The organism is Microbulbifer epialgicus (assembly GCF_041447265.1).
In the GTDB taxonomy this organism is placed as follows: Bacteria; Pseudomonadota; Gammaproteobacteria; order Pseudomonadales; family Cellvibrionaceae; genus Microbulbifer; species Microbulbifer epialgicus.
This window is the reverse complement of sequence record NZ_JBGMEK010000012.1, coordinates 70964-90314: the sequence shown is the minus strand read 5'-3', so window position 1 is coordinate 90314 and position 19351 is coordinate 70964. Positions and strand designations below refer to the sequence as shown.

The following is a 19351-nucleotide window of genomic DNA, read 5'->3' as shown; positions in this document are numbered from 1 at the left end:
GCGCTATTTCTTCCAGGCTTTACCAATGCCGTTGGTTACAGCCGCTTCAAAGTTCTGCCAGTATTCCCGCTCCAACAACACTGCCGTTGCCAGAGTGTCTTCTGTCAAGGGTTCCCCAGGAAGCCATTTGCGCGCATAGGCGCACAACTGGCTGTACCCGTTAACCGCCATCGCATCGGCCAGGGCTAACGCTTTTTTACAGTAACTTTCAGATCTGGGGTGTAGGCGTCAAAAATTGGCGTTCCAATCCCAATCTCACTTCCGGGTTTAGCGGCCAAAATTTTTAGGAGTTCTGCTTCACCACCATCTTCCACGGTATCCACAAGGAAGTTGTGGAATGCATTTACCTTATTACCCGGCCCCAGCGCATTTAGCAGCGAGTTATACTTGGTACGAGTAACTTTGAATTTAAAACTCTGCCCTTCAATAAAGGTGTTAAATTCTTGTGTATTTTCATCAACAGATTCTTGAGCTTTTTTAGTTTCTTTAGCCATTTTGACTTTCCTCGGTAATGAGTTTATTGATTAACTATTCTTTGATATTCAGCGCTACTTTCAGGCCAGCCACTAAAGTTCCAACCAGGCCAGTAATAAAAATGCCTAGTAATATTCTCTTGCCTAAAGCTTCAACCTGATCTGATGCCAAGCGCTGCCGCCGCAAGTGGGCAAGGTCTTTTTGTGTTTCAAAAACATTTTCTGTATCCATGCCCAGCTTTTGCAATGTCTCCTCGGTGGCTTCCCTTGCCGCCCGTTTCGCAATCGCTTCCGCTTCCTGCTCAGAGAGATTTGCCACTATCGCCCCCCAGTCGTTGCAATGCGCTTCGTCGCCCATCCCTCTACAACTTGGCGCAACATGCGGCGGAATCCAAAAGTATCGATATATACAGCCGCGAGGCCCCACCAATAATATTCCGGGGTGGATTTGAGAGAGTGAAAGCCCGCATCTACCGCCGCCTGCAAATCACCGGTTTGATAAGACTGGGCGATGGCCAATTCAAAGAGTGGGGCGATAAATAAAACCACCATGGGCAAAGTGGTCAGGATTAGCAGGTAGTCATCCTTCCAGCCCCGCTGCCCCGCGCTTGCAAGGTCCATGGCTGCCGCGTGTGCGTCGCCATCATTAACCCGTTTTATTTGCGCTTCCGTGCGGGCACGCCTTATTTCCAGTTCCGCGCGCCGCTCCTCAGACTTCACTTCCCGCTTGTGTTTGAAGTGGTCCATCAGACCACCAAAAATAAACTTGCCCGCAGCCAGGGCCCCCATTGAAATACTCATAGGTCCGCCTCTTCTAATAGGGTGTATGTAAAAGTGGTTCCCCACTGTTCCGCCGCCCGGTCACACAGAGCGATTAACAATCCAAAATCGAAAGGGTTAGCCAACACTTGGCACCCGGCGCTCCACTTATCCACCTGCTGACTTGCACGGGTACCGTTGGCTCTATGACAGTTGATGCCGAACAAGCCGTCATCGATGGGCGCATCCGTATCGATAATCGAATCCCGGTTATTGTCCCGGTACACTCGTGCGGGTTTTCGCTGCACCAGTGCGCGATATTTCCCTTGGTGTAAGCCCAGTTGCCACAATCCCGGATACTGCCCAGGCACTAAAATTGCGGTACCCTTGATATTTATCGGGTTCTCTCGCCAAAAGGTGCCGGGGTCCGTGGTAGCCGGAAACACCAGGCAATGCGGCACGCCATCAAAACGCCAGGCAACGGCTAGGTGATCGTTAAAGGAATTGGATTGATTGTCCGTTGTGCGAATGCCAATCAAGTTCAGATTAAAATCACCTTCGTCAAAAAACCGATAGCCTTTGCGAATCATCGCGGTTTGTAATTTTCCATAGCCCACACGCATAGCAATTACCGTCCTGTATTTTCAAAGAATCCCTGACACTCAACACACCGTGTCACCGCGCCGAAGGCCTGCCGCGCCTTTGGTATAGGCCCGTCGCAGTCCTCGCAGTTTTCCAGGCTTGGCTTATCGAAGTTGATCTGGTTGCGCTGTGTATCCAGTGAACGCTTGCGCGCCTCTTCTTCAAGCTGTGATGCCCGGTCCAATAAATCTGGCATGGTCGGCCCCTCATTAAACGGTCAGTTCAACCGTTCGATTTCTTCGGGGCGCAGGACCGACACGCCGTTGACATTTACAAACTCGCGGCCAGTCACCTCAAAGCTAATCGTGTGCATCAGGCGTTCGTTACTTTGGGTGGCATTGAGTAATTCAGTCAGACTTAACTTGCAGTCGAAAGCCTCAATATTGAGTTTTTCATCCGTTGATTCCGCATTAAACACCAAATCGAAGGTTGGCAATCCACGAAAACTGCCGGCCTTTTTAGCAGCCTGAACAATAATGTCGAATTGACCGGTATTTAACTTGATATCGCCACTCGCGGAGACATCCCCTTCAATAAAGCCATCGGGAACACCACGGGTTTTAGTGGTGCCGGTGCCGTCCTCAATGGAAAGGCTCACCTCTTCAATATTCACGCGGTAACTACCGATCATTACATCCACGTCGCGCCCGGATAATTTGGACATAGGTAAATACCCCTCGCTTTTTAAAAATTAAAATTTGTGATTCGATAAAATCGAAATCACCCAGCGTTACTTAGATCTAGCGCTATATTCGAGGTAATAGATTTTGGCGAGTTGTAGGGCGTTACCTTAAAATAGATTTCAACAGTGTTACGAGTAGGCCAAACAATCTCGATATCCCCATCCTTGGGCGCTTTGATCTCGCCGGGAAACTCGGTATCGCCAATACGGACAGTACGCGCCATCTCCCGCAGGGGGCGGGAAAAGTAGGTTATGTTGGAGGCAATGGAAATCGGGGTACTGTTCAACAGGCGATTACCAATGCGGGCGATTGCCAGCACCCGGATTGCCCGCGCCGCCTTATCCACGACACGCAGGTTTTCAATTACCTGATAGTCGCCGCCCTCGGCATCCAGCAGGTTACAGTCGCCCCAGTAGGTGCCGGGATAATCAATATAGGTCTGCGGTACCGAAAGCCTCAGCGCGTCCAGGCTAGACAGTATGGCGTTGTCCAGGGGTACGCCGTCCTTATCATTCGCAACCGACCCCAGCGACAGAGAAGGCCCGGTAGCAACGCGCATAGGGGTATCGGCAATACTCACCGCGCGATTGCACAGACGCCCCGTCAACTCACCCAGGTTATTCCCGTGCAACAGGGGGACCGGGGACACGCGGTAGGCACTCACCGGCTCCACAATGGCCGCCTGTGCTGCCAGGTAGTCACTCCAGGTTTGGCTGGTGTCATCGATGCCAGCAGTGGCCACCAGCACTGCCACACGGCGCCCCAGGCTGGTTCTGATGCTCTCCGCCTTGGCAAAGGCCACATCCAGGTCGTTAGCGGCTAAAGCTGGGGTACAGACGGCTACCAGCTCAGGGGATACGCTCTGCATAGCGGTATCCAGGCCCACTTTCCAATCGTCGGAGACATCAAAGGGAAAGGCCCAGGCTTGCCAGTTCTCCCCGCCGTTTGCCTGTGCGGCGGCCACCTGAGTTTTCAGTTGCGATTCATTGGCCCCTAACATCTGGTCCAGATCGCTCTGAGAGTTGAGCGCAATCACGCTACCTTTGCCGGTGTCGCCCACGCCCAGGAAAAGCGCGGTACGTTCGATTTCATCAAAACTGCCCTGCCCTAAGTTCAGGTTATTAACTGTGACTTTTCCCAGTGCCATTTGGCCCCCTATACGCTTTTTATGCGTCCACTTGTTTCATCAAAAATTTTGCTGGCCAGTTCGGAGACTTCCCGCTCTGTCACCCCTAAAAAGCTGCGTTCCGGTAGCTCAATCACCCAACGGTTTAATCGGGGATCATCGCGCAGCATCCGCAATATCAAACCCGCCTGCCCCAATGTGAGGTTTTCCGTAATCCAGCGCATGGAGGGTTTCTTTTTTCGCCCGCCGGGCAAGCGCACCTTGTAGCCTTCCTTTTTTAGTGCCCGCGCCTGGTATCGTGTCGCTGGTTCACCGTAGTCCGGCTGTCCGTATACCTTTTCCGCTTTCTTGCTGGTCCACTCTTCCGGCTCGCCGTACTGGTGCTGGTGGGCAATCTCGCTGGTTTTACCATCAGCAAAAAAAACTTCCCCACCCAGTTCAACGCCCTTCGACCGCATCTTTTTACTCAGACCGCGCAGCATTTTTTTGCGGTCCTTTTTTTTGCGCTTGTCCCAGGCTTTACCATCCAATCCTTTCTGCTCGCGCAACCGTTTGCGGCTGTAGGTTCGAACCTTGCGAGCCAAGATTGCACCCACACGCCGTTGCTTTGCCGGTGACATTTTCAGCAACTGCAATTGCTGCTGTGCCTTTAAATGTCCGCTGAGATCAATTTTCACGGCTGTAGGGCGCATCTGTGGGGAGTTCTTTGTTATCCCCTACCGCCACCTGGTTTGGTTCATCAATCGGCACCGTGGCTACCGCCCAACGTTGGCCAAGGTAATTAATCGATCCATTGTCATCTGGGACTAAATCAACGCTCTCGAAAAATGGAATTAAAATTTCAATATCCACTGAGACGTCATCAACTGGCGTGACTTCTATTTTCGGCTCGGAGACATTATCGTGATCGCGCTCGCTGTCGTGCTCCATCAGCCAAGTGGTCACCAGGGCAAACACCAGTGCAGAGTCTCCGGTGAATCCTTCAATCAGTATTTCCGCCGTATATTCAACACGGCTTACGCGAATCCCATTGCCAAGGTTTTTACTACAAGCCATTACCTTTATGTCATCCATAAAGGATTCAATCTTTGCATCAGCTACCAGATTGGCGGAACGCAAGTGAGCAAAAATATCTTGTAGTTTTCTTCCAGCCATCGCTAGATCAACTCCACGGTAATATTGGTTTCGATACCGCGCAATTTACGCAGTGCTTTGTCAGACTCCGCGCGGTACATCTGCTCTGTTTCCAAACTTTCCGCCGCCTTGTTTTCTCCAATCTCGCGCCGGGTAATCGTTACTGACTGGCGGAAAGCCATTGCCGTTACCTGTGCGAATACGGCGCGTTGATACTGAATAATTAACCAACTCTTTCCGCCTATCGCCTGCGCGGGCACAGCTTCCAGGGTTGCGTGGCCCTCCGCCTGCCATGCGGCTTGCTCATCGATCAGGCTGTCATTGACATCAAGAATTGACAGCCGCAAAAGGTGCTCTACTTTCTCCTGCATTATGCCTGCCGGAACACCGTACATTTTTTGGAAATCACCCAGCACCAAGTCAGGAAAAAAGCCGTTATTGTCGATAACGGTTTCCAAATAGGTGTTGGGTCTTCCGGTAAAACTCATAATGCCACCCTTAGTTAAAACGGAATTTCTATATAATCATCCCATGCCGCACGCATTTGCTTTGCGCATTCCCTTGGGTGCATTCGACCTGTCAATGTCCCCAAGCCGGGGGTGAAAATGCTTTTCAATCTCAATGATTGAGCAAGAAGTAGCGCAGCTCTAAATGCAAGAAAACAATTCTCTGTATTACTGACATCACCGGGCGGCCAATCCATAGTAGGTGCGCTAATCATCAGTGGTATTAACGAACAACCTGTAGGAACAGAGACAGCGCGCCCAATTTCCAAACGTCCGCCATGTTTTTCACTTAACAAGTTGCTAAGGTTTACCTGAAGGCCCCACCCGAAGTGATGGACATATAAGCCATCAATACCGCCGTCCATACGCCCAATGCAGTTAGCTGGCGAAATAATGGCGTCCGCCTTCATAGATCCTGCAAAAATGGAAACGCATTCAGCAGTCAGTTCCGGCACATCTTGAAATTTACTAACAATCTCGGCTACAAGCTTTGGATTCGTATCGCGAAAAATAATTTTCATTTTTATTCACACCCTATACTTAGGAAGCGCATCCAGTCCTTTTTAAAAACGCGGCGCCAAGTGGTTTGCTTGAACGCGCAGGGCGACAGGCGCCCCACTGGCCCGCGCGGCTGGGGGGACTTTTACAACAGCTCTTCTAACTGTTTATGAAGTTTTTGCAGTCTAGTTTTAACACCAGCTTTTCCTGGATTAGCTGTCTCAGCTTCTTCGTACCAGGAATAGGCGCCGCGAATATGCCCGGCACGCTCCGCAAACATCCCTGTCACTTTGTAGAGCTTACTGAGTGCAATGGTATTGATAACCGGCCACACTTCCGTTTTTACTAGATCCACAACTTCATCGAGGTAGGGGGAAGCACTACTATTTGCTTTATATTGTGCTAATGCCCAGTCATGGAATCCCTCAACCATAAAGGTTTGCAGGTCATTAGACTTAAAATGTGTTGGCAATTTTTGTTGCTGTTCGACAGCAAACTTGGCAAGGTCCAATGCTAATTCAACCTGCTCAACATCCAATGCCCAGATAGTGCAGTAAACCAGGGGCCAGTTTTGGTAATGCTCGCCGTTCTCGCGATACCGCTCGACCATAGGGAGATACTTTGGCAACAACTGGCGCTTAAGCTCGACTTTTTCCTTAACATCAATGCGATCTTTTAAAAGCTCCAGATCTCGTTCCAGCGATACTTGCACAAGCTCGCGGGAACTATCATCTGCCGTAATTTCAACTAAAGCTTCCGGCTCAACGGTTCCTTGCTCTATCTGCGCCTGAATCTGTTCTTGTTTCACCTTGGCTTTACATTTGGCCTGATGCTGCAAAGTAATGAACGGCATTTTATCAACCCATTTTATTTGTGATTTTTAAAAAGCCCCCGGCCCGCAGGCCGAGGGAGCCGCCGTTCGCCTATGCCCAGCCATCGTTGCCGTCAGGAAGTTGTACATTGGCAAATTCGAGGCCCGCCGTTTTTTCTTCATCTTCCAGCACATAGCCTTCGTTTACGCAGTTGTAGTCCTCAACACGCTTGCGCTTGGGAGCGTTTGCTACTTCACGCCTCCAGCTATCTGATTGAAAATAAATGGAAAGATTGTCCAGACTGGTAATAAATATTCCGCGCGCAGGAAAGAAAGCAACATCAGTAACAATGGGTAGACCTGGATAGACCTTTGTCACCACCTCTTTTTCTATTCGCTCTTTCTCACTAGGCTTTTGGCCCAACGCTTTATAAAGAGCCGCCTTTTCTTCGGCGATAAGATCTTCACCAACAATTGCCACTAGATCCTTGGCGCCCCGATGAAGAGGGTTGATCATTTGTTTTAAAGCATGAATCGCAGAATCCAGGTTTTCAAAATCACCACCGGCACCAATGCGGATTTTGTTTGCTGCCTGGGTTCCTTCAGAGCCGTCAAACCAGTGGCTGCCACCGTCATATTCTCGACACAACTGCAACCAACCTTTGTTGACATCTTCACCATTGGGATAGGAGGCTTTGTCAGTTTTAAGTTCTGCCGCGTGAGTACCTAACCAACCAGTACGTATGCGTGCCAGTGCGATAGCCTTGCGTACCCACTCCCCATAGCGTTTAGACAAATCTGGAAACTTCGCCCAAGAATCAATGGTTACCCAGCGGATATGGGTATCAAACTCTGTGGAAAACAACTCGTATTTCTTACTACCAAGGGAAAGCACTTCGCTGGTTTGGCGGTCTTCATTTTCAGTATCGGTGCGTTTACCCACCAAGCCAGTTACCGAACCTAGAATTTTTTCGCCTTTAATTTGCTCAACAGGTAACACATTGATTTTTTGCAGAAACTCATGACTTTCGACAATAGCGTCCGAAAGTTCCTGAGCAACCGAAGGTTGTACACTGAATTCCTCAGAGACACTTTCAACACCATAAGTGGCTGCCATGGCAAGCAACATTGCCGCAAATAATTTACTGGTTTTGGGGTTCATAGTTTTACGATCCGATAATTAGCGTTAAGGGTTCAATTACAGCGATGCTGTTAGAGCACCCGCTCTAGTTTGTTGCCGCCTGTGCCTTCGGGAACCTCGGTCCCCTTAGCTTCAGTGTTAACTGCTTTGTTGAATTTTTGTTTCAAGTCTTCAACCTCAGACTTCAATTCGTTATACGCTTCAAGGGAAACTGTTTCCTTCTCTTCGGACTTATCAGTTTCTTTCTGCTTATCATCGGTAGGCTTTGCAGAAAACTTCTTATCCAGCTCTTCAATTTTTTCATTCCGCGAATTAATCGCGTCCATCAGTTTACTGAATTGCTTATCGTCCATAGCGACGCTACCTTGCTGTGTTTGTTCAGGATTCATGGTTTCGGAATTACGGCCTAAGCTATTAAGCAATCGGCCAAATAAACCTTGGTTGTCTTCCAGCTGTAAGGGGGGAATTTCAATCGCGGATGTGAAGTAATTGTCTGGCTTTTGAACCCGACTAAACTGAAGTTCTGAAGTTCCCAGACTGGCGGGGTTATCAGTGACAGCCAGGCCGGCGAGGTAGGCTTTTCCACTGTCAGCAAAGTTCGGCTGTATTTCAATACTGGTGAAAAGCTTTTGCCCCCTGCTGTTGAGATACATCAACTCATCAGTTGGCGATAAACGAGCAAATAAGCACATACGGCCTTTTTTATCTTTCTCTGCTTTTACCTCCAGTACCTTGCCAAAATTGCCGAAGATACGAATATGCTCATACCAAATGTTCGCGGTGTACTCTTCCGGGTCATAACTCTCGGCCATTTGATCAATTTCTTTCGCGTCGATGTTACGACCATCGATAGTAGGCCCGCTAGTGGCCACTTTCACAAAATCTGTAGAGAGCTTTCTAGGCATGATTCCGCCGTTCGTTTGCTGGAATGTTTAGTTTCCCCTTGGGGTCAGCCCGAAGATTAAGGGCTAACCAAGCCCCAAACAACGAGCAGGATTCCTATAAATTCCTATATTCCCAAAATAGGAATTTATAGGAATTAAGCCCCGTTAATCCTGTCGTTTTCTTCCGTACACTGCGCGGCATGGCTACTTACTCCGATGAAATAAAAACCGCCGCCAAGTTAATGTGGCTGCGCAGAATGTCCGCACGGGAAATCGCGGACCAGTTAAACCTGAATAATGCGCGGGTCGTTTATCAATGGGCGGAAAAAGGCAACTGGGAAGCGATGCTGCAACACGAAACAGTGGAGCAAGCAACCTCTCGGCGCCTTATAGGCTTAATTGAGAAGCCCCAAAAAACTAAAGAGGATTTCACAGAGATAGACCGCCTTAGCAATCTCCTGGATAAGCTGGCGGGCATCGAGGTTAAGAAAGCCCGCGCAGCCAAAGAGAAAGCGGCAGCCTCACGGGGTGAACGAGGAGACGGCAAAGGTAAAAAGAAGAAACCAAAGAATGATATCTCTGAGATTACCGCAGAACAGCTAGAGGCGATTCGTAAAGAACTATTTTATGAATACCAGCACCGCTGGCACGAAAACAAGGACCAACGAACCCGTTTTATTCTAAAGTCACGCCAGATCGGGGCTACCTACTACTTTGCCTGGGAAGCATTGGAGGACGCAATTCTCTCGGGTGACAATCAAGTATTCTTATCTGCCAGTCGGTCACAGGCTGAGATTTTCAAAGCCTATATTATCAAATTTGCCCGAGAATATTTTGAACTTGAACTTAAAGGGGCAGACTTCATAGAGCTTTCCAACGGGGCTGAACTGCGATTCGTATCAACAAACGGAAGAACCGCGCAAGGATACCATGGCCACTTTTACGCAGATGAAGTTTTCTGGATTCCCGACTTTGAGAACACCAACAATTTAGCATCAGGTATGGCGACCCATAAAAAGTGGCGCCGCACATACTTCTCTGTGCCATCTGTAAAGAGCCATGGCGCCTACGCAATGTGGGGCGGGGAGAACTACAACAAAGAAAGAAAAGACAAAGTTGATTTTGTTTTAAGTCACAAAGCTCTAAAGAAAGGCTTGCTAGGCCCCGACAAAATTTGGCGAAACATTGTCACCATTAAGGATGCAGAGGAACAAGGATGTGACCTATTTGATATTGAACAGTTAAAAATTGAGAACAGCACACCAGCATTCAATAATAAATATATGTGCGCCTTTATGGAGGCCGGTCTATCAGTCTTCAAACTGGGCGACCTGCTTGATTGCTCCATAGATTCGGAGGAAATCTGGCGTGATTTCAAGAAGGATAAGGAACGCCCATATGGAAATCATCCCGTATGGATTGGCTACGATCCTTCCCGCAGCGGCGATGGTGCTGCAGTTATAGTGATTGCGCCCCCACTAAAACCCGGTGGCAAGTTCCGTGTGCTGGAAAAAATTGTCATGCGCAATCGCGCCTGGCAGTGGCAGGCAGAGCGAATCAAGGAACTGACCGAAAAATACAACGTTCAGTTTATCGGCGTTGACTGTACCGGGCCCGGACATGGCGTCTATGAAATGGTGCAGGGTTTCTTCCCCGGCGTTACCCCCATTACCTACGGCATCAGCACGAAAACCAATCTGGTTCTAAAAGCGCAGGATGTTATCGAATCTGGCCGGGTCCAATGGGATGCGGAACACACGGATATACCGCAAGCGTTTATGCAGATCCACCAAACCACCACCGGCAACGATCAAATCACCTACGCCGCAAACCGCACCAGTACCACGGGGCACGCGGATGTGGCCTGGGCACTAATGCACGCTCTCAGCAACGAACCCCTAAACCGTAAAAAGCAAAAAACCACTGTGGCCTTTGCCAGCAACTGAGACCAGACCATGGCACGAAGAAATAAGAGATATAAAGCTAAAGCTGATAGTCAAACCCGAAAGAAAAAAACCAGTGGCGATAATAGTCCGCTACTATTCAGCTTTGGTGAACCTGAGCCGGTCTTGGGAGGTAACTGGGGTGACTATCTCGGCACTTTTCTACAGCCCAATGGTGACTACTACGAGCCACCCATCAGCCAGAAAGGATTGGCAAGCTTACTCGGAGCCAATGCCCACCACGGGACTATCCCCTATTTCAAGCGAAACTTACTGCGCAAGTGGTTCACTCCTAACAAAGCCCTACGTCCCGAATGTCTAGCAAACGCTGGCTTTGACCACTCGGTATTCGGGCACTGTTATTTCAAAAAGATACGCAACCCTTTTGGCCACTTCCTACGGCTGGCACACTTGCCCGCGCTGAACATGCGCCGTATGAAGGAGGCGGACCGCTTTTGTATGTTGCAGCCTAATGGTGCTGACCCAATCGTTTTTCAACCTGGTGAAGTAGTCCAGCTGAAAGAGTACGACCCAACCCAACAGATCTACGGCAGGCCACAGTACTTGGGTGGAGTTCAATCTGTCTTACTGAATGAGGACAGCACCCTATTCCGGCGCAAGTATTACAACAATGGGGCGCACATGGGATACATTTTCTATACCGCAGATAAAAACCTTGGCGAAAAAGACAAAGAACGCATCCAATCCCAGATTGAACAGAGTAAGGGTGTCGGCAACTTCCGTTCTATGTTCATCAACATTCCTGAGGGGAAAGAAAAGAGCGTCCAAATTATCCCGGTAGGTGATATTGCCACCAAGGATGAATTCGCAAAAATCAAAGATCTCAGCCGCAACGACATACTCAGCGCATGGCGTATACAGCCGGCCCTCGCCGGGGTTATGCCGGAGAATAACGGCGGCTTTGGTGATATAGAGAAGATCACCCGCGTGTACTACGAAAATGAAGTGTTACCCATGCAAAACGTTTTCTTGCAGCTGAATGAGTGGCTGCCGAAGGGGAAAAGGATTGGATTTGATAAGCCGGAGTTTGCGCAAAATTAACCAGCTAAAGTTCCATATTGACACCTTTTAATGCACATATAACACAAAGGTAGTAAAATGAACGCAGGTTTCATCGACGGTGGCGGAAAAGAAATGCAAATAAATTGCTTCAAGTGTGGTAGCAAATCGGTGATAACGAGCCGCAATGAAATAGACCCAAAGCTCTCACAGCTCTACTGCGCTTGTAAGAATGTTGAGCACTGCGGCCATACCTTTGTGATGGATTTGAGCTTTAGACATTCGGTTTCGCCATCAGCCCAGGATAGGCGCGCCCTGCTGATTGATCTTTTGAAGGCCATACCAAGTTCCGAGCGCGAAAAGTTATTACAATTAGCTGACGCCTGCTAGTTAGGTTCTGAATTTAAAGGGTTGGGTAGGCGTTTTAAATCGCGATCCAGTTGCTCCTGTATTCGCTTTAACTCTCTGTCAATTAGATTCAGTCCAGCCGTTCGGGCTTCGGGTGAAGCCTCTCCGCCAAATACCTCAAGCGCCAAACGAACATCAGAGATCTGATCGACAAAGTTTAGACGACCCCTTTCTAAACGCATCAATACAGAAGCTGGTAGATGTATCACATTATCCTTTTCCATTCTCTCAAACTCCATGTAAAGCCAACTATTTAAAAAATTAAAGAGGAATAAATTTCTACCTAAAAAACCGACATAGAACTTTTTATCACTAAAATTTCAGTGCTGCAAATGAATAATTTTGTTATTTCTAATATCGAAACTTTTCCTGTAAAAGATTTCTAATACAGAAAGATTGCTTATAATTTAAACAGTCTGTAGCCAAATTGCAGTTAATATACGGTGTGCAGTAATTGACCAAACTCCATATAACTGACTATTCGCTCAAAAGATCATCTATTGCTAACCGACTAAGACACACCCGTATTCAGGCCGGTATACAAGGACAACAGTTGTGCAGGCAACTCGGCATTCTTCCCGGCACTCTGTCGAAAATGGAACATGGAAACCAGGTTATCCCGGCTGAACTCCTCGGAGATTGGTGCCTTGCACTAAACGTTACTATTTCAAGCATTATTTGCCCTGAAGGTGCTGACAGAGCCCGAGAGGAAGAAGCCCAGTTCTATATGAAAATCCTATCTGAGCTGAACCAGGATCACCGGACAATTGTCCTGAAACATTTAGAGATGATTTATTACCATGAGAAGAGGGAAAAGGAGAGGGAAAAAGAGGAAGGGTGATATATGGGGGGCCGTAGCCCCCGAGGTATCTATAACTATACATCAAGGTACAACTCAAACACTTTAATGCCTAGAGACTATTCTTAGGGCTTCACTCTCGCTGGTAATACGTCGACCCAATCCTTTGGCCAGAGGTGAGAATCCTTTGAAGTCTCCGTTAGCGCTTGCCCGGATTCTGTCCCACTCTCCCTCTGTATCCTGATAGATAATTACTTCCGGCAATTTTCCGAGTTTCTTTGCAATTTCGTTCAGCACTAGTTCAGCTCCGTTAGTTACTGTTACTGTTGGCGAAGTATCGGTATACAAATCAACGATGCAGAGAACCTTTTTTCCATCTACTTCTTTTACAGAAAAATCATATACCGGTGCATTGCTGCCGAATAAGTCATTTTGACAGCCGTGATTGATATAACATTGCGGCCCCATACCCCGCGCTATCGAGCGCGGATCTGTGATCGGCTTGTGACACCTGCTGCAAATTGAATTGTTCATTGCTGTTTATCCCTGAGTAATTAAAAGAAATCCTTTTCCGTCTCGTTTCATATCACCTGAATTCAACAACCATTCAAAGACCGGCCTGACAAAGTTATTCCCACCCTCAAACATATTGTTCAACTTGCGTAACACCGGGCGTGCACCAAACTCCCCGGAGGTAATGCGTTTAGCCAACTGCTGCTGTTCCGGTGTTAATGGGCTATCTGTTTTCTGTATCGGTACCTCACGCTGTTGTGTTTTCTCACTCGGGTTGCCTTTCACTGAACGTTCAATCCTTTCAGGATCGTTCAGCGCGTCGTCCTTGCCGCTGGTAACAGTTAACGCACTGTTGAAGGCCAGCAACGCAACCAACCCGACCAGGTCTGTGATTACAGCTAGCGCCAAAAAGGCGCTGTGCTGCAATAACTGTGTATCTACATGGGCTAGGACTGCCATGCCTGAGAAAGCCGCCTGTGCGCTGTCTGTGCTGCCTCGCTGCACGTCTTTAAGCCGGGCCAGTGTCTTATCCCGCTTTGCTTCCAGCTCATCCAGCCGTTCATCGGTTTTAACGGCCACCTTTCGGTAATCGGTGGCCGCATAATCGGCAATGATCCCGTTGATATTGTTGATTCGCTGGTTATAGCTGTTCAGCTGCTGTTTTAGCGTCTGGTACTCAACACTGTTAACAGCATCGCTTTGTTGTTGCTCCGTTGTATGGCTCTCCAAAAAACCAACGGTGGCGGCGATGCTAACCAACACTAAGAATGGCCATAGGAATAACAGGACATTGCCAATAAAACGGTCTTGGTTTCTCAGCCACAAGCCGAGGGGCGCAAAAGAGAATTTGCACAGCTCCAGGGCGGCGGCGGTGAGCCCCGCCACCAGCTGCCCGGCCCCCACAGCAGGGATGGAGATCCACAACCCCACAGTGAATACAACGGAAGTGCCGCAAAAGATCAGGGAGGCAATTCCAGTTGTATATTTCCAGAAATTCATTGGTTGCCCCCCTTTTCAGCTTCTTTTTTCTTCCGCTCCTCCTCATATAGCTGATCAATTTCTTCTTGTGTCAAAATTTCTTTCTTAAGAATACTGACTTCTACTTCCGTATTTCGCTTTGCTTCTGAGTAAACAAATTCCCCCCCGATAAAGTGTGAGTCAATTTCCTTGGCTCTATGGCAAACACGCAATAATAGTTCCGCGTCTTTCTCGTCCTTAAGGATGTATTTTGTAGATCCAATGCAGGCATGTATCATTTTGTATCTCCTATTAAACTGTTATTTGTTAACTGTCGATCTGACGGTAATCCTGCCCAGCTTTTACAAACAGATATACATCGTCCAGCCGGTATCCGTCACCGTTACCTTTCACCCGATATGCGTCGGTCGTGTCAATGATGTGAACAGGAAAAGGCAAGGCTTTAGGGTTTTGATGAAAATATTTAGAATCTTTACGGATAACAGCGAATAGTTCAGTCATTTTTTATTACCTTCCTTAGTGAATATTGCCTTTTTCGTGATACGGATAAATCGGCATTTCTTGAGCTGTCTTTTTCTCTCCACCAGCAAAGAGGCTCATAGCCAATTTGGCAAAGTTAAGCGTGATAATGGATATCTCGTTCTCTTCAACTTCGCTTAAACCTGCTCCCGATATCAACTTCTCTTTAAGCTCGTAATAGCGAGCTTTCTGCTTCAAGAGAAAATCATTTGATTTTTTAGATACTTCTAGTTTGATCTCAGGCATTGGCGGCCCCTCCCAATTCACGGTTTAATTTTTTTATCTGCTCTGCGCGGTCTTCGTGCTCCACAAAAATATCCTGAGCGGCTCGAAGTTCCCGAGTGGCTTCCTCTCTACCAACTGTCGTGGTTTCCGGGCAGGCGATACGCTCACGGCACATGGCCAGCGCAAGGCGTACTTGGCGAGCTTGAGCGAGGTCGAGTACAAAAACTTCCTTGGTAGGCATAGCGGTTTCCTCATTGTGAAAGTGTGCAAACTGTTGCGGGCGCTGCCCGCGGTGGGTGTAGGCGGCCTCGCGGTAGAGGCAGCCAAAAATCAATGCATCGCGCACAACCTCTGGCCAACTACAGGCCGTGTTGACCTGTGCGTTGTTCAGCCAGGCGTTGTAGACCTGAAGCTCGGTGATCTCTCCCTGGAATAGCGGCAGGCTGCACTGGCGTTCCATGGGTTAGCCCTCCCCCTGTGCTTGCTGGCGCATCTCGCGTACCTGTTCGCGCAGGATGTTGAGACGCACACGCATATCATTGGCCATACGTGTACTTTGCTTTTTCAGCCAGTCGAGAATTTCCGGGCGGGTTTTAGTGCGGAACAAATGCCATGCGAGGCAATTGCGCCGGTGGTCCTCGCTTTCGCAATCTGCGGGTTCGGCAATCAAAGGGGGAAGCCACTTTGATTCTCTAGTGGCGATGACACTGCATGTTGCGCTTGATGCCTTGTCCTGATGGCTGTTCATTGGCTGATTCCTTTTCCAGAAAATGCGCGTGAGGGGTAAAAAAACCCGGGACAACGGGACAAGGCGGCTACTTCAACCTTAAAGCTAGGTTTTATGCGGGCTGTAGAGGGGCCACCTTGTCCCATTTTTTTTGGGACAAGATGGGACACACTGTGCCCTGGTTCGCTAAAGGCCCCGTGGTTGCTGGCTTTGCGGGCATTTGGGCTGTTACCAAAATTGGCAACTTGTTGGTAACTTGTCCCAAACACCATGTCCCGTGTTGTCCCATCGATGTCCCAAAAATGTCCCATTGAAATTCCCTTACTAACTTATTGATTAATAAGTCTTTTCTTGTCTATTTATCCCTTGTCCCGTTCTGTCCCATATTTTTTTACCCCCCTCCTCCGTATTTTTCCCCAGCCTCTACAGGGTCAAAAAAAATACAAACTGGACAATCAGCGACCACTTCCGCCGGTTCTTCTAAATACCCAGCACCAGGGTCTGGTATTCGGTTCCCGCTTCGATCGGACCCGTTTGTAGCCCTCAAACGGGTAACGCTGACTGGTGGATAGCCGCTGTTTCAATTCCGCCATTGGCACCAGTTCCTGACCGCGTTTGCGGCAGAGTTCCATGTACTCGTTGAGGTTGATTGCGATCAAGGCGGGGTCGATGCTGTGGTTCAGGCGGTCGGTATTTACATGCCGCTTACCTTGTTCGTCATCGATGTACATCAATTCGTCATTGATAAAGTGGTAGGTATCCCAAAATTGCTCGATGATCGGATGATCATTGTTTAGCCGGCGCTGCCGATCCCGTGCGCGTTCTACCAAGTGTTCCTGCACCTGGTTAAGCAGGCCTGCATCAAAATCCGGCAGGATGATTTGTAGCGCTTCCACCGCGGCCATCAACTGAGCATGAAAGTCGATTACTCGGCCTTGGGTGATGCTGCCATCGGCAGTTAATGTTTCGCGGTGACTGTCAAAAGCATTAAAGAAACGTGTAAGCCATTCATTTTCATGGGTCAGCACTTGGTGCAGATAGCCGGCTAGCTTTTCTACCGGTTCGCGTTTGAGGCGATCCGCAAGGGGGCGGTTTTCCGGGCGCTTGTGTGCGGTGGTGCAGTGGAGGTGGACAATACGCGAGAGCATGGCCTCTGATGCCTGGACCGTAGCATTTTGGCTAATGACCAAAGTGCCACGGAAAATACGGTCATGGGTTTTATTGTCGTTGGTCTTTACCCCTCGCGAGTCAACCACTCCGTCCAGATCGGTGACCTTTTTGAAGATGTCCCATTCAAAGGATTTAGCCGGGCGCCCCCCCGTACCACCGTTGGTTTCGCGGTCGCTTTCGATCACCACTACCGGCAGGTTACTTACCTTACCCAGTTGGCGCCCATAGCTGGAGGTGGAGGTGCTGAGCAGGTCCACGCCTTCGTAGTTATCACGCCCCAACAGTTTCCAGATAAAGCGAATCAGGGTGGATTTGCCCGCGTCCGGTTCGCCCGTGATTTCAAGAAAATGAAATGCCTGATGTTTTTCCTTGATCTGTCGGGCAAATAGACTGGCGGTGAAATAGGCTAGCGCGGCTATGCCGTTAAGGTGAAACACTTTGGCGAAGTCCGGCCACCAGCGGCTATCAAATTCTTCACTGTGGTGAACCGGCATACCTTCCAGGGTGGTTTTAATCGCGGTATCGCCCAGCTGTAAAAAGCCGTGTTCATTGGCCTTGATTAATTTGCCTTCGCGATAGCCGAAGCCGGGGAAAATATAGGTGCGGGAATCCTCGTCAAAACCCATATGTGGCAGGGTGGTTACCCGGTTGACTTCCCCGTCCAACCAGCGCGATTTGAGGATTTTTAAATCCCCTGCCCCGCCTTCAAAGCTGCCGCCGTCTGTATGAGAAAGTAGTGCGAGGCCAAAGGCGCGAGGATCGTTAAGGGAATTAGGTGTGAAGGCTCCAAGATAACTGCGGCTGGTGCCGGATTTCTGGATAGTAAAAAAGTAGCGGCGTTCACCGGTCAGGCGATCAATTTCGGTGTACTGGAATTTCGGCACGCAGTTGGAAATCTGCACTACTTTGGTTGCCTGGTTAAAGGCATCCCAGGAAAATCCCCATTTGTACGCCTCACCTTCACTGGCTTCGTTGAAAGCTTCCAGTGAAAACTTGGCAGAGTGTAATTTGTCGTTGTGTTCAATGATTGCTTTGCCGAATGGCTTCCAGCCATAGAGCGCATAAGCTTTACGCTTTGGCGTTTCCGCGACAAAGACACGGCCACGCCATATGCATTCCTCTATGGTTTCATCATTGAGCCGGCCTTCCCTGTAAAGATCGTCCCAATCTTTGCTGCTGCCAGTCTGTGCTACTTCGACAGTTTCATTTTGCTCCTTGAGTTCTTTGTAGTATTTAGCAACATGCTTGCGGGCACCGGGTTCGTCGTCATAGGCCAAGTGCCAAATAATGTCCTGGCCTTTATTTTCCTTGATCAACTCTCTCGGTAAATTGGAACAGGAGAACGCGCAAACCGCTTTGTAGCCTTTCAGGTGCATCGCGATACAGTGGAAAATACCTTCAACAATGAAGACTTTTTCCATGGGTTTGATTTTTTGCCCAGGTGGTGCCCAGTGCTTTCCGGCATAGCTAGTACCGGTTTTAAAGCGGGCTTTTTTACCCGCCTTTTTTACATGTTGTTTATCAACAATACGTTCCCAGTAATCTTTCCCACCTCCAAACAGAAAGAAGCGTACTGTTTCCGCCCAAGAGCCGTCCGGCAACTTGTAAAACCCCTGCTCAAACCATTCTTCAATATCAGCAGCGGGAAACCCGCGCTGAATAGATAAGTAAGCTCTGGCTGTCGCTTTGGGGTCTTCATCGGTGGAGGGAAAGCGCTTGGAAAAGTTCTCAAAAAGGTCCGGGTAGCGATCCCGCACCCGTTCCTGGTATCGGCACTCTTTCTCGCGGTCACAACGCAGGGTGATCGGCTTATTAACCTTGATCCATAGCGTTTTCTTGTCACATTTTGGACAAACCCCCCGCAGGACCTCTTTATCACCGGTGCCATTGCGAACCAGCTTTAAGCTGTGGTCGTTTTCCAGAGCTTCTAGCACGTCGCGGTTTATTGCGCTGTAGTCCATAGCGCACACCCTACTTCTGCTTGGCTGAATCAGCCTCTAGGCACATACGCGATAGAAGCATCAGGTTGATCATGCGATAGCGGCCTATTTTGATCGTTGGCAGATAGCCGCGATTAACCTGGGCACGCACAGTTTTCAATGTGTGTCCCGCATCTATTGCGTACTGCTCTTGAGTGCAAACCGGGATTTTTATTGAGGGGGTTGCCTGCTCTGTCATTCCCTTTGATCTCCTATGAGTTAGATAGTGGCTTAGTGGGTAGAGCTATTAATACTCACGAGCAGATCTTTTTCAACCCCCTGCTTACATTATTTTGATTTGTGTAGTGCTATTTTGACACCTTCTTCGTGCTTTCCCCCTTGAAATAGCTTGTATTACACCTTTACTTGTATAAAAAACGCTTTTTAGTGCAGTATTTGGAAATCAGAGAGCA

General features: G+C 48.8%; 29 protein-coding genes. 4 read left to right on the top strand and 25 right to left on the bottom strand.

Features of this window, described 5'->3' with window-relative positions:
• Window positions 1-3 precede the first annotated feature (3 nt).
• The 15 genes from ACCI49_RS07925 to ACCI49_RS07855 form a co-directional block, all read right to left on the bottom strand.
• Complete coding sequence (locus tag ACCI49_RS07925; protein WP_371838424.1) at window positions 4-171, bottom strand: DUF6890 family protein; 168 nt, start codon at window positions 169-171, stop codon at window positions 4-6.
• A 14-nt stretch (window positions 172-185) separates the two neighbouring features.
• Window positions 186-494 (bottom strand): putative phage tail assembly chaperone, encoded by a 309-nt coding sequence (locus ACCI49_RS07920; protein WP_371838423.1) that lies wholly within the window; start codon window positions 492-494, stop codon window positions 186-188.
• A 34-nt stretch (window positions 495-528) separates the two neighbouring features.
• Window positions 529-792 (bottom strand): hypothetical protein, encoded by a 264-nt coding sequence (locus ACCI49_RS07915; RefSeq protein WP_371838422.1) that lies wholly within the window; start codon window positions 790-792, stop codon window positions 529-531.
• Window positions 792-1274: a hypothetical protein gene (locus tag ACCI49_RS07910; protein ID WP_371838420.1), complete on the bottom strand. Its 483-nt coding sequence runs from the start codon at window positions 1272-1274 to the stop codon at window positions 792-794. The genes ACCI49_RS07915 and ACCI49_RS07910 overlap by 1 nt, the downstream gene beginning before the upstream one ends.
• Entirely contained in the window at window positions 1271-1855 is a 585-nt protein-coding gene (locus ACCI49_RS07905) for a hypothetical protein (RefSeq protein ID WP_371838419.1), read from the bottom strand. The genes ACCI49_RS07910 and ACCI49_RS07905 overlap by 4 nt, the downstream gene beginning before the upstream one ends.
• Window positions 1856-1860: 5 nt before the next feature.
• Entirely contained in the window at window positions 1861-2070 is a 210-nt protein-coding gene (locus ACCI49_RS07900) for a TraR/DksA C4-type zinc finger protein (protein ID WP_371838418.1), read from the bottom strand.
• A 21-nt stretch (window positions 2071-2091) separates the two neighbouring features.
• Window positions 2092-2538 (bottom strand): phage protein, encoded by a 447-nt coding sequence (locus ACCI49_RS07895; RefSeq protein WP_371838417.1) that lies wholly within the window; start codon window positions 2536-2538, stop codon window positions 2092-2094.
• Between the two features lie 56 nt (window positions 2539-2594).
• Window positions 2595-3704: a DUF2586 domain-containing protein gene (locus ACCI49_RS07890; protein ID WP_371838416.1), complete on the bottom strand. Its 1110-nt coding sequence runs from the start codon at window positions 3702-3704 to the stop codon at window positions 2595-2597.
• 8 nt (window positions 3705-3712) lie between these two features.
• Window positions 3713-4375: a phage virion morphogenesis family protein gene (locus tag ACCI49_RS07885; RefSeq protein WP_371838415.1), complete on the bottom strand. Its 663-nt coding sequence runs from the start codon at window positions 4373-4375 to the stop codon at window positions 3713-3715.
• A complete protein-coding gene (locus tag ACCI49_RS07880) occupies window positions 4350-4838 on the bottom strand; it encodes a phage tail protein (RefSeq protein ID WP_371838414.1) in 489 nt (162 codons plus the stop codon). The genes ACCI49_RS07885 and ACCI49_RS07880 overlap by 26 nt, the downstream gene beginning before the upstream one ends.
• Before the next feature lie 2 nt (window positions 4839-4840).
• Window positions 4841-5305 carry a head completion/stabilization protein gene (locus tag ACCI49_RS07875; protein WP_371838413.1) on the bottom strand — a complete coding sequence of 155 codons (465 nt, stop codon included), beginning with the start codon at window positions 5303-5305 and terminating at the stop codon, window positions 4841-4843.
• 14 nt (window positions 5306-5319) lie between these two features.
• Window positions 5320-5844 (bottom strand): macro domain-containing protein, encoded by a 525-nt coding sequence (locus ACCI49_RS07870; RefSeq protein ID WP_371838412.1) that lies wholly within the window; start codon window positions 5842-5844, stop codon window positions 5320-5322.
• A gap of 122 nt (window positions 5845-5966) precedes the next feature.
• On the bottom strand, window positions 5967-6674 hold the full coding sequence (gene gpM, locus ACCI49_RS07865; RefSeq protein ID WP_371838411.1) for a phage terminase small subunit: 708 nt from the start codon (window positions 6672-6674) through the stop codon (window positions 5967-5969).
• Window positions 6675-6744: 70 nt separating this feature from the next.
• Entirely contained in the window at window positions 6745-7794 is a 1050-nt protein-coding gene (locus tag ACCI49_RS07860; protein WP_371838410.1) for a phage major capsid protein, P2 family, read from the bottom strand.
• 50 nt (window positions 7795-7844) lie between these two features.
• Window positions 7845-8678, bottom strand: a complete 834-nt coding sequence (locus ACCI49_RS07855; RefSeq protein WP_371838409.1) for a GPO family capsid scaffolding protein — start codon at window positions 8676-8678, stop codon at window positions 7845-7847.
• A 179-nt stretch (window positions 8679-8857) separates the two neighbouring features.
• On the opposite strand from ACCI49_RS07855, the gene ACCI49_RS07850 reads away from it, so the two are divergent.
• The 3 genes from ACCI49_RS07850 to ACCI49_RS07840 are packed head-to-tail and all read left to right on the top strand — an operon-like array spanning window position 8858 to window position 12010.
• Window positions 8858-10603: a terminase large subunit domain-containing protein gene (locus ACCI49_RS07850; protein ID WP_371838408.1), complete on the top strand. Its 1746-nt coding sequence runs from the start codon at window positions 8858-8860 to the stop codon at window positions 10601-10603.
• A 9-nt stretch (window positions 10604-10612) separates the two neighbouring features.
• The gene (locus tag ACCI49_RS07845; RefSeq protein ID WP_371838407.1) at window positions 10613-11662 is read left to right on the top strand and encodes a phage portal protein; all 1050 of its coding nucleotides are present in this window, start codon (window positions 10613-10615) and stop codon (window positions 11660-11662) included.
• A gap of 57 nt (window positions 11663-11719) precedes the next feature.
• Complete coding sequence (locus ACCI49_RS07840) at window positions 11720-12010, top strand: ogr/Delta-like zinc finger family protein (protein ID WP_371838406.1); 291 nt, start codon at window positions 11720-11722, stop codon at window positions 12008-12010.
• Here the strand turns inward: ACCI49_RS07840 and ACCI49_RS07835 are convergent.
• A complete protein-coding gene (locus tag ACCI49_RS07835; RefSeq protein WP_371838405.1) occupies window positions 12007-12252 on the bottom strand; it encodes a hypothetical protein in 246 nt (81 codons plus the stop codon). The two genes, ACCI49_RS07840 and ACCI49_RS07835, sit on opposite strands and share 4 nt — an antisense overlap.
• Window positions 12253-12482: 230 nt before the next feature.
• Between ACCI49_RS07835 and ACCI49_RS07830 the strand changes: the two genes are divergently transcribed.
• Window positions 12483-12869 (top strand): helix-turn-helix domain-containing protein, encoded by a 387-nt coding sequence (locus ACCI49_RS07830; protein ID WP_503629700.1) that lies wholly within the window; start codon window positions 12483-12485, stop codon window positions 12867-12869.
• Window positions 12870-12932: 63 nt separating this feature from the next.
• On the opposite strand, the gene ACCI49_RS07825 is transcribed toward ACCI49_RS07830, so the two are convergent.
• From ACCI49_RS07825 to ACCI49_RS07785, 9 genes are all read right to left on the bottom strand, one after another.
• Window positions 12933-13361, bottom strand: a complete 429-nt coding sequence (locus tag ACCI49_RS07825; protein ID WP_371838403.1) for a DUF6011 domain-containing protein — start codon at window positions 13359-13361, stop codon at window positions 12933-12935.
• Between the two features lie 6 nt (window positions 13362-13367).
• A complete protein-coding gene (locus ACCI49_RS07820; RefSeq protein WP_371838402.1) occupies window positions 13368-14339 on the bottom strand; it encodes a hypothetical protein in 972 nt (323 codons plus the stop codon).
• Entirely contained in the window at window positions 14336-14596 is a 261-nt protein-coding gene (locus ACCI49_RS07815; protein ID WP_371838401.1) for a hypothetical protein, read from the bottom strand. The genes ACCI49_RS07820 and ACCI49_RS07815 overlap by 4 nt, the downstream gene beginning before the upstream one ends.
• 28 nt (window positions 14597-14624) lie before the next feature.
• Window positions 14625-14819, bottom strand: a complete 195-nt coding sequence (locus ACCI49_RS07810) for a hypothetical protein (RefSeq protein WP_371838400.1) — start codon at window positions 14817-14819, stop codon at window positions 14625-14627.
• A 15-nt stretch (window positions 14820-14834) separates the two neighbouring features.
• Entirely contained in the window at window positions 14835-15083 is a 249-nt protein-coding gene (locus tag ACCI49_RS07805; RefSeq protein WP_371838399.1) for a hypothetical protein, read from the bottom strand.
• The gene (locus tag ACCI49_RS07800; RefSeq protein ID WP_371838398.1) at window positions 15076-15522 is read right to left on the bottom strand and encodes a hypothetical protein; all 447 of its coding nucleotides are present in this window, start codon (window positions 15520-15522) and stop codon (window positions 15076-15078) included. The genes ACCI49_RS07805 and ACCI49_RS07800 overlap by 8 nt, the downstream gene beginning before the upstream one ends.
• 3 nt (window positions 15523-15525) lie before the next feature.
• On the bottom strand, window positions 15526-15810 hold the full coding sequence (locus ACCI49_RS07795; protein WP_371838397.1) for a hypothetical protein: 285 nt from the start codon (window positions 15808-15810) through the stop codon (window positions 15526-15528).
• A gap of 434 nt (window positions 15811-16244) precedes the next feature.
• Entirely contained in the window at window positions 16245-18920 is a 2676-nt protein-coding gene (locus tag ACCI49_RS07790) for a hypothetical protein (RefSeq protein WP_371838396.1), read from the bottom strand.
• Window positions 18921-18930: 10 nt separating this feature from the next.
• Entirely contained in the window at window positions 18931-19137 is a 207-nt protein-coding gene (locus ACCI49_RS07785) for a hypothetical protein (RefSeq protein WP_371838395.1), read from the bottom strand.
• Window positions 19138-19351: the final 214 nt, after the last annotated feature.